General features: G+C 56.3%; 3 protein-coding genes and 1 pseudogene. All 4 read left to right on the top strand.

Translation table 11 applies throughout. The features are described 5' to 3' along the window. A pseudogene (locus A2I95_RS32675) lies at window positions 1–700 on the top strand (AAA family ATPase); the annotation flags it as partial. Next, complete coding sequence (locus A2I95_RS32670; protein ID WP_027257429.1) at window positions 700–918, top strand: hypothetical protein; 219 nt, start codon at window positions 700–702, stop codon at window positions 916–918. The pseudogene A2I95_RS32675 and the gene A2I95_RS32670, both read left to right, overlap by 1 nt. A gap of 156 nt (window positions 919–1,074) precedes the next feature. Then, window positions 1,075–1,899, top strand: a complete 825-nt coding sequence (locus tag A2I95_RS32665) for a hypothetical protein (RefSeq protein ID WP_291736521.1) — start codon at window positions 1,075–1,077, stop codon at window positions 1,897–1,899. Further along, a partial coding sequence (locus tag A2I95_RS32660) for a DUF6638 family protein (RefSeq protein WP_367153183.1) occupies window positions 1,896–2,229 on the top strand: 334 nt, incomplete at its 3' end. The genes A2I95_RS32665 and A2I95_RS32660, both read left to right, overlap by 4 nt.

Raw genomic sequence — 2,229 nt, 5'->3', positions numbered from 1 at the left:
GTTCATGGAGGCCTTTGCCGGCGCCAACACCGTGGTGCGCGGCAACTGCACCTTTGGCATGTTCTCCAACTACCCGGAGAATGTGGACGACGCGCTGCGCCAGCGGGCCGGGGCGCGGTTCCTGGTGGACGGGCCGCAGACGCCGGAGGATTATATCGACATCCTGACCCTGCTGATGGGCAAGAACCATGCGATCCCGCAGGGCGATCACGACCTGTACGGCGCGCAGGAGATCAAAAAGGCAGTCGCGCGGTCGTTTGAGGCGCACAACCGCCCGCAGGAGCCCGGGCTGGCGGAGGTTTTTGGCCGGGTGGAGACCCAGATTGGCGCGCTGGATGATCTGGCCAAGCTGGGCACCTATCTGAAGGCGATCCAGGCGGCGGATGAGCGGTTCACCGGCCGTGCCATCAAGAACATCACCGATGCGGTCAAGGTGCGGGCGATGGATTTCGAGCTGCCGGATGAATGGATGGAGAACCCGGAGCTGTTCCTGTTCAAGGATTACGAGACCAAATCCGCGATGATTGCGGAGCTGCGGGTGCCGATCACGGTCGACATGGTGGTGCAGGAGATCAACCGCTACGCCGACTCTGAGTTCCGCTATGCCGACAAGTCGGATGAGGTGGCGATTGAAAACATGGTGCGCGATTTCGGGCGGCAGGAAGAGGCCAAGCGGCGGTATCTGGAGGGGCAGGGGTGATGGAGCTGCTAACCCGCTGGTGGATTTGGATGATCGTGCTGCCGTTTGCAGCCGGCACGGTGCTGTTCTTTCTGGTCACTCGCCAAGGCCTGCCTGAAGACGCAATGTTCTATGCGGCTTGGGGACAAAGCGTGGGAGCGTTTCTGCCAGTTGGTATCTTCTGTGGACTGCTTGCTTTGGGAGCGCGCTATGTTCTGAAAAGGAAGGAAGAGCGCTGAAGTGACTGTTGTGCGAAACACAAGGGCAGAGCCTGTCCGCGGGCGGAAGCGGAGCGCCCGCCCAGGGGGGCGGACGGGCGCTGCCCGAGCCGCAAGCGCCTCGGGCGGGGACGAAGCGAAAAGCTTTCACACTTTGGCGAGTGATGGGATGCGCCGATGAAATACTTCATCAAGTGGCTGAAGGTATACCCTCGTTACAGGTTTACTCGCTACGATGTGTTGGTTCAGCGAGGTATCGTAGCCACCTCGTTATTCTTGTCTGTTGTCTTATTTCTTTCGCTTTTGCCGACGTGTCAGGGAACTGATTGCCAAAGAAGAATTGTTGCCTTCTGGTATTCACCGCCAAATGAAATTGGCGACTCATTGGCCGGTGCCGCCGGTGCGTTGGCGTTCTTTTGGATCATTGTGACAGTAATGATGCAGAGCAAGGAACTCTCTCAACAGCGTTTGGAACTACGTTTGGCGAGAAAAGAGTCCGAAAAAATGGCTGCACAACTGACTGCACAAACGCAGTTGTTTGCTTACGAGGAACAGCGACGCAAGGCCGTAGAAGCGGAAAATCTGCTGCATGAGTACCTTTTAGACGCCTTTTTGCTTATGCGAGACTTGTCCGGTGCCGCTTGGTATCAGGACAAAGCATTAAGTCGGAGGGGAGGGCATAACATTGAGTTCAACTGCCCCTCTGAATGGAGTTGGGAAAAAAAGCTAACCTTCGCTTCCGAAAGCTATGATGCTGTGGGGAGTATTCTATGGCGTTGTGAGAAAGGAATTTACGTCCCGGGCTGGAACTGCGTGCATGAAGTTCCACAGTTGTACGACGTACTGCGCAAAATTAAAATTCTGCAGCCTGAACTATCGGCAGTGAACTCTTACCGATTAGAAAGAGCTAGGTTTGATTCACTTTTAGAGGCTGCAAGGTTACTAGCGCAAAGTGACGTACTTTGGATTTCAGGCTGCTACACAAAGGAGGCCGCCCAATGAAACGCCTCATCCAGCATGGTCTGATGTTCGGCAATCTCTTCCATGTGGCCTCGCCCGCGCTGGTGGAGCGGTATAGGCGCGCGCTGAAGCATCTGACCGGCAAGACCACCCAGCTTACCGATTTCCACGTCGATATCTCGGGCTTCTCGCCGGAGATCGGGGATGAGCTGGGGGATGATCACTATCTGAACCATGCGGGCGTGAACCGGCAGTTCATTCTGCTCAGCACCGAGCAGAAGCGCTGCCCGCTGTTGCATGTGAAATTCTCTACCAGCCGGGACATTCTGCGCCGGTTTATCGAGGTCAATGAGCGCCAGCTGTTTGCGCTGA

This window comes from Leisingera sp. F5 (assembly GCF_001593695.1).
The sequence above is the reverse complement of the archived record's forward strand: the minus strand, read 5'-3'. Positions and strand labels throughout refer to the sequence as shown.

Coding starts and splice junctions, on each gene's coding strand:
- A2I95_RS32670 (WP_027257429.1), top strand. CDS start 700: ATGGAGCTGCTAACCCGCTGGTGGATTTGGATGATCGTGCTGCCGTTT.
- A2I95_RS32665 (WP_291736521.1), top strand. CDS start 1,075: ATGAAATACTTCATCAAGTGGCTGAAGGTATACCCTCGTTACAGGTTT.